Source organism: Moraxella sp. K127 (assembly GCF_015223095.1).
Lineage (GTDB): Bacteria > Pseudomonadota > Gammaproteobacteria > Pseudomonadales > Moraxellaceae > Moraxella.
On the sequence record NZ_JADFBZ010000035.1, the window covers coordinates 25,817 to 32,859 of the forward strand.

Consider the following 7,043-nt stretch of genomic DNA (forward strand, 5'->3'; position numbering starts at 1 on the left):
CATGACCCATCACAACCCTTACACCACACCGCAAGCCGAGCTTGACGATGATGAGTATTTTGAATACGACACCACGCCTTTTTACAAACCCACAGGACGCATTGGGCGAGTGAAGTTTTTGGCACATAACGGCATTTGGCTCATGATTGCCTTTGTGGTTTTGTGGTTATTGCTTGTATGCGTTACCGCCCTTCATTTACCTGTCATGATTATTTTGTTGGTAGGTATGCCTTTTATGCTGTATCTTGTGCTTGTCCCCATGATAAGACGACTCACGGATTTGGGGCGGTCAAGACTTTGGGCGATTTTGTACTTTGTTCCTTATGTGAATATGGTGCTGTTTTTGTACTTACTGCTTGCCAAAGGCGATGATGATGTAAATGAATTTGGCGAGCCGTCCGCTCCGCCAACCATGCTTGATATGATACTGGCAAGTATCTTACCTTTGGTCATTATTATTGGGATAGGCTTTGGCGGTGTAAAACAGCTGTTCACATCTTTAATGACTACCCTTGCTTAATTTTAAATAAACCACCTTACTATCAATTTGGCATTTTCAATTATAGTCATTTAACGTCAAAATACACCAATGACAGTAAGGTGCGTATTACACACCAATAAGATTTTCCACTTATCCACTTAGAAGGTGCGTATTACGCACCCTGCCATACTGCATTTTTCCTTGAAAAACGGGCGATTCCCCTGCTTTTTTGAACAGGCATTTTTCATAACAAATACAAAAGGTAGGCACACCCTAGTCAAGTTTGCCATCATTTTCTTGCTCCTTCTTTTTTAGCTCTTTTTTAACATCTCTCATATGAGACCATATTAATAAAATTATAGTAGCCAGACCTAAAATCAAAAAAAACCGATTGGCGGATACTATTTTATCTTTTGTAGAGGCATAGCTATCAACAGCTATCATCTCACCATTAGGTTTATTGATATGAATGGTTGCCATTTGGGGGACTTCATTGGTAATACCAAGTACTGAGGGTTGGTAATAATAACCAATGGTAAGTGTTTGGCTTAGATGATCATCTGTTAAGAAACAATTGCTAAACATGTCTTTTTTAGGAATAACTATGTTGCCACAAGCAATCATCAGTTTTTCTTTGGTTTGGGGATTGACAATACTCATGTGTTTAATGTCTCTATTTTTGCCATCTTTAGCAACAGTAACCAGCCTAACCTTACCTGTTACATAATGCAAATCTTTTTCAGGTGGCAGTCCACGACCATGCCAAACACAGTAGGGTATAACCCATATAGCACAGCATATTAAAAATAAGAATACAAAATCACGAATTTTCATATCATCAGTCTCGTAGGGGCAACCCCCATTTTATCACAACCCCAAGCTCATCAGCACTGTCTTTGCTGTAAATACCCCAACCCCACCGCCAAACTCGCCCCCACCATATCCGCCACGCCATCCCATACGTCCATGTTGCGTGTGGTAAAATAACCCTGTATCAGCTCGCTTGCCACCGCCCAGCCCAGAGCCACAGCCCACAGGCAGAGTGCTTTGGTTTTGGTGTTGATGTTAAATAACAGTGATAGTAGATAAAACTGCCCAAAAAACATCGCAAAATGAGCCACTTTATCTAAATGGCTAACGCTTGGCACTTGACCGCTCGGCACACGCAAAAACAGCCCATAACAGGACAGCCCAAACCACACCAGTATGGCAAACCACAGCCATTTGACAGAGAATTTTATCATCGTTAATCATCACAACACACAAAGCGGTCATCATAACAAATTTTATGGCAATTTTTTATGAAAAAATGATGAATTTCGCCTATAATATGCCCTTTGTCCGTCCATTTTCCATTTTCATGCAAATCATCAACTTAGACCCACACGCCCCCACCGCCTTGCCCCCACACGCCTTGACCATTGGCAACTTTGACGGGGTGCATTTGGGGCATCAAGCCATGCTCAACACCCTAATCAAAGACGCCACCAAGCAATCACTTGCCACTGCCGTCATGGTGTTTGAACCACAGCCTAGGGAATTTTTTAGCCCACACAATCCCCCTGCTCGCTTGACGAACTTTGCCGAAAAAGTCGCCTTGCTAGACGGTCATGGCGTGGATTTTGTCATCAAGGCAAATTTTAATGACGATTTTCGCCACCTATCCGCCCATGCCTTTGCCACGCTTTTGACCGCTTTGGGGGCAGAGCATTTGGTACTGGGCGATGATTTTCGTTTTGGGCATGACCGCACAGGGGATAAGGCATTTTTGCAGGGGCTAGGATTTAGTGTGGACAGCCTTGCCACCGTTGCCCATGATGATGAGCGGATTAGCTCCACGGCGGTGCGTGGTGCATTGGCACAGGGCGATTTGGACACCGCCAAAATCATGCTTGGGCGAGACTATGCGATGACAGGGCAAGTAGTGCATGGCGACAAAATCGGGCGGACGCTTGATTTTCCCACCGCCAATGTGGCATTAGATAGACTAAAACCTGCCGTACAGGGGATTTTTGGGGCAGATATTTTGGCACATAGGGACGGTCGAGCGGTTGATTTACATGCCTTAGGGGGTGGTATCAAGGGGCAAACCGCCAACAGTCTGTTTGGGGCGGTCAATGTCGGCAAACGCCCCAGCGTAAACGGCACGGATTATCGCTTAGAAGTGCATTTACCAGAGTTTACAGGCGATTTGTATGGCATGACGTTGAGCGTGATGTTTAAAAAATACCTACATGGCGAGCGTCATTATGAGAGTTTGGCACAGTTAAAAGACGGCATCAAAAGGGATGTGGATGAGCTTGTGGCGTGGCATCATACTTTATAGCCAAGGGCGTACCAAATACGCCCTTAACAAACGCCCAACAAAAAAGAGCGACTCCATCGCTCTTTTTTATCATATTACTGCTCGTTCATCGCAAGCATTGTACCTGTATTTGCCGTGGCATCTAGGTAACGAGTGTCACGCCATACGCTGTATCCGTTGTGGTTGCGATAGGGGCTAAAATTAGGCTGACGAAAATCTGATACCCACTGACTGCCATCATAGATTTGGATATGACCGTGTGGGTTTCTGCTGGTACGGTTAAAGACCGCCACGTCACCAATCTGTGGTACATAGTTGTCATTATTGATACGGGTGAAACCTGCACTGGCAAGTGTGCCATTGGCATACTGATAAGCAGATGGCTGTGGCGTGAAGCTATAACCAGCCGATTGTAGTGCCTTACGCACATACATGGCACAGCGACCCACGCTCTTACCGTGAGCGGCACGGGCAGCCAGACGGGCGGCTGTGGCAGGGGCAGAACCATTTAGAGCGGCGACTGTACTGCCTGTATTATTGCTTGTTGAAAAGTTAGTGAGTGTTTGAGTGTTGGTACTAAACCCTTGGGTCAGACGAGAATTACCTTGTGATGCCCCCATTAGCTCATTGATGGCATTGTCAAGCTCAGCATTGCTTAGCGTTTGCGTGGGCATGGGCGGTGCGATGATATTTACTTGACGCTCACCACTGGCAGATGAGATGGTGATTCTGCCACTTTCTGCATTTGCACTGACTGTCGTAAAGGTAATTGCCGACATTAACCAAAAGAGTTTTTTCATAAGATTGCCTCGCATCCATCATGCACGACGACACAGCGTTTGTCTGTGGGTTGGTCGTCCCCTGTTTACATGAGTGATGTCAGATGAGTTAGTTTTGTTAAAGCTTGGGTTTATGCCATACGCATCCGAACGTACTTTTTGGCTCAATAAAACATTGGCATTGAGCGGGTGGCGTGATAAACTTAGCTCTTGGACACCATGTCCGTCAGTTTTTAAAAGGTATTATGATGAGTGATGACTTATATCTAAAAACCCATTTTCCAAACCACCTTGCCAATCGCACCGAAAAACAAGCGGCGGCAGGGGCGAAACTTCCCAAAGACCTAAGCAGACGACTTGCCTACTTTACTCACTTGACCCATCTGTCCGCCCCCCTGCTGTCAGGTGTGTTGGGCGAGCTTAGCAATCAGGTACAAGTGGCGTATGCTCATGATGATAAAATCACCTTAGCACTACCAACCATCACATCCGCCAATCATGTACGTTATCTACATCAAGAATGTCTGTCGGCACTGCATGAACATCCAGCATTTGGTCAGTTTTCAAAAATGGGGGGCATTGTCAATCACAAAATTCATCAGCGTGTCAGCGGTCAAAACACCGCCCAAACCACCTTAGAAAAACCATTAAGCGAAAACACGGTGCAAACTATAACACAAACTGCTAAGCTTGTCATCAAAAATCCAAGTTTACAGGCGTCCTTTATCAAGCTCATTCAAACCGCCACCACCAAAGAATGATAATTGTTCTTAAATTTGGGACTTTTACGGTCTTTTTGTAATCTTATGTAAAGAAATCCGCCCATTTTCACAAAATTTCCATAAAACTCTCATAAAAGCCCTGCACAAATCCCCCAAAACCCCCACAAACACAAAAGCGAGCTACTGTCAGCTCGCTTTTACTTTGTTACACGCCATTTTGATTAATTTTTAGCTTTATTACGCTACTTTTTCAGTCAGTTTACCGAAATTTAAATCGTCCAAATTTTTTGCCTTAAAATCCTTCATTTTTTAGGGGATTTTTGGGCGGAATAAAGGCAATCGGACAGCTGTTTTTGTCATAATTTGTTACAATTTCATAGGCACTGTCATCTGCCAATACCGCTCGGATGAGTGCGTTATTTAGGGCATGACCTGATTTGTAAGCGTTAAATTTGCCGATGATGTTATGCCCGATGACGAACAAATCGCCCACCGCATCTAGCATTTTATGGCGGACAAATTCGTTAGGATAGCGTAGCTCGCCATTGACCACCGATGTCTCATCAAGCACCACGGCATTATCCATACTACCGCCTAAGGCAAGATTGTGCTTTTTGAGCATTTCTAAGTCTTTTAAAAAGCCGAACGTGCGAGCCTGCCCCACTTCACGGGCGAAATTGGCGGTATTAAAATCAAGCGACGTGGTCTGTTCGGTCGCTTTGATGGCGGCATGATTAAAATCAATCTCAAAATGCATCAAAAAACCATCATCATAAGGGCTAAGCTGTGCCCATTTGTCTTCATTACTCACACGTACGGTTTTTTTGACTTTTAAAAAGCTCTTGGGAGCGGGCTGTTCTGCCACGCCTGCTTCGTCAATCAAAAACAAAAACGGTGCTGCCGAGCCGTCCATAATCGGAATCTCAGGGGCATTGACTTCTATATATAAGTTATCCAAACCACACGCTGACACCGCCGAGAGCAAATGCTCTACCGTGCCAACTCGTGCATCGCCCGCCACTAAGTTGGACGACATCATCGTGTCTTGGACGAGCGTGGCACTCATGGGAATGTGGGCGTTATCAAGGTCGGTGCGTACGAACACAATGCCTGTGCCGATGGGGGCATCTCGCAAGGTGAGCGTGACTTCCTTGCCGCTGTGTAGCCCTATGCCAGTGGCAGTGATGGGCGTGGCAAGGGTGCGTGCAGGATAATAGTTAATGTCGGTGTTATTATTCATGTTAAACTCATCTGTCTAGATATCACGCATTTTATCATCTGATGACAGGTTTGTCATCATGGCGGACATGAGCGGGGTGTAATGACAATGATTGGTAAAATTAATAAAGGCGTGTCAAATGGTGCGAGTGGCAAATGTTTGTACCAATGCATGAATGCCATTTAGGGCAGGCTGATAATCAGGGGCGTATAAAAATAAAGCGAACACGATGATGTAGAGCATGACATATCGCAGGGATTTTTTACGTTCAAAGAATTTGAATGCCGTGCCTGATGATTTTTTGAGTTTTAGCCCCAACACATTGACGCTGTATATCTCATCTAGCACCAAATGCACCATCGCCCCGATGAACAAAAATCCCCCAAATAGCCAGCTTACTTTGGCAGTCATGCCAAAGCCATAAAACGCCCCATAGACCGCAAACAGTCCACACATCGCCATGTATGGCACCGAATGCACCATACCCCGATGAACGGTGAGATGACTAAACAGCCCTATCACGCCATAACGCACGACCATAAACGCCCCACCCCACACCATGAGTGCCTGCTCCACCAGCTGTGTGCCTGTGGTCTGATAGGCGGTGTATAAAATGGCGGTGAGCGTGGCGATAAATAACGACATGAGCGTAAAAAACCGCTTGGCAGGAATGGACGTTTCAAGGTCAATGTCAGGCAACAGCCCACCAATAACCCCTATCGCCAAACAAAAAACCGCCGTGCCAAAGCCAAATAACCCACCCACAAAGCCAAACGTGGCAAGGGCAGTACTGGCAATGGCAGCAACGGTCAAATGTGTGGTGAAATTTGCCATAAAGCGAAAAACCTACCGACATAACAACAAATCCCCAAGCCGTAACTTGGGGATTTAGAATTTGGCACTCCATAGGGGATTCGAACCCCTGTTACCGCCGTGAAAGGGCGGTGTCCTAGGCCTCTAGACGAATGGAGCGTAAAACTTAACGAACCAACACAAGATTGCTCAAAGAGCGTGCCTAGGTGCTTGTGTTTTTGACTTTTTAATATAAAATTAAAAAGTGGTGGAGCTAAGCGGAGTCGAACCGCTGACCCCTTGCATGCCATGCAAGTGCTCTACCAACTGAGCTATAGCCCCTTTGTTAAGGTGGGCGTATTATATAAAAGAGCCTGTGCCTTGTCAAATAATTTTTTCAAAAAATTTTAAAAAAAACCGATAACTTATTGAAAATTATCGGTTTTTATTTAGGGCGTGCCTGCCTTTTGTATTTGCAATGAAAAATGCCTGTTTAAAAAATCAAGGGAATCGCACGTTTTTCAAGGAAAAAACGTAGTTTGATAGTTATCCTATCAGGCAAGTTGTTGCCTTCGAGCCACAAGATTTAGCTATTTTTCATACAAAAACATTATTAGACTTCTTTCCAAACCCTGATTTTTATGGATTTTTAAAAACTTCAACCCCAATACTTATAAGGGTTTATTTTTAGTTTGGAAAGAGATTTATTTTATTTTCACCATATTTCTACATTTTAGATTATGTT

8 protein-coding genes and 2 tRNA genes are annotated in these 7,043 nt (G+C 44.7%); 3 read left to right on the forward strand and 7 right to left on the reverse strand.

Annotation, left to right across the window (positions count from 1 at the left end; genetic code table 11):
- Position 1: 1 nt before the first annotated feature.
- Positions 2 to 520, forward strand: a complete 519-nt coding sequence (locus tag IM753_RS08665; protein ID WP_065256361.1) for a DUF805 domain-containing protein — start codon at positions 2 to 4, stop codon at positions 518 to 520.
- Between the two features lie 234 nt (positions 521 to 754).
- Here IM753_RS08665 and IM753_RS08670 read toward each other — a convergent pair whose 3' ends face one another.
- Positions 755 to 1,315 (reverse strand): hypothetical protein, encoded by a 561-nt coding sequence (locus tag IM753_RS08670; RefSeq protein ID WP_065256362.1) that lies wholly within the window; start codon positions 1,313 to 1,315, stop codon positions 755 to 757.
- Positions 1,316 to 1,365: 50 nt separating this feature from the next.
- The gene (locus tag IM753_RS08675) at positions 1,366 to 1,725 is read right to left on the reverse strand and encodes a VanZ family protein (protein ID WP_062500534.1); all 360 of its coding nucleotides are present in this window, start codon (positions 1,723 to 1,725) and stop codon (positions 1,366 to 1,368) included.
- A 116-nt stretch (positions 1,726 to 1,841) separates the two neighbouring features.
- Between IM753_RS08675 and ribF the strand changes: the two genes are divergently transcribed.
- Positions 1,842 to 2,807, forward strand: coding sequence for a riboflavin biosynthesis protein RibF (gene ribF / locus IM753_RS08680; protein WP_065256366.1), 966 nt, complete (start codon positions 1,842 to 1,844; stop codon positions 2,805 to 2,807).
- Between the two features lie 74 nt (positions 2,808 to 2,881).
- On the opposite strand, the gene IM753_RS08685 is transcribed toward ribF, so the two are convergent.
- Positions 2,882 to 3,586 carry a CHAP domain-containing protein gene (locus IM753_RS08685; RefSeq protein ID WP_194109099.1) on the reverse strand — a complete coding sequence of 235 codons (705 nt, stop codon included), beginning with the start codon at positions 3,584 to 3,586 and terminating at the stop codon, positions 2,882 to 2,884.
- A 173-nt stretch (positions 3,587 to 3,759) separates the two neighbouring features.
- Between IM753_RS08685 and IM753_RS08690 the strand changes: the two genes are divergently transcribed.
- Positions 3,760 to 4,326, forward strand: a complete 567-nt coding sequence (locus IM753_RS08690) for a hypothetical protein (RefSeq protein WP_194109100.1) — start codon at positions 3,760 to 3,762, stop codon at positions 4,324 to 4,326.
- A gap of 253 nt (positions 4,327 to 4,579) precedes the next feature.
- Here the strand turns inward: IM753_RS08690 and lpxC are convergent, their stop codons facing one another.
- The 4 genes from lpxC to IM753_RS08710 form a co-directional block, all read right to left on the reverse strand.
- Positions 4,580 to 5,527 (reverse strand): UDP-3-O-acyl-N-acetylglucosamine deacetylase, encoded by a 948-nt coding sequence (gene lpxC / locus IM753_RS08695; RefSeq protein WP_194109101.1) that lies wholly within the window; start codon positions 5,525 to 5,527, stop codon positions 4,580 to 4,582.
- Between the two features lie 114 nt (positions 5,528 to 5,641).
- Positions 5,642 to 6,340, reverse strand: coding sequence for a metal-dependent hydrolase (locus IM753_RS08700; protein WP_062500542.1), 699 nt, complete (start codon positions 6,338 to 6,340; stop codon positions 5,642 to 5,644).
- 62 nt (positions 6,341 to 6,402) lie between these two features.
- A tRNA-Glu gene (locus IM753_RS08705) sits at positions 6,403 to 6,478 on the reverse strand.
- An 86-nt stretch (positions 6,479 to 6,564) separates the two neighbouring features.
- A tRNA-Ala gene (locus tag IM753_RS08710) sits at positions 6,565 to 6,640 on the reverse strand.
- Positions 6,641 to 7,043 lie beyond the last annotated feature (403 nt).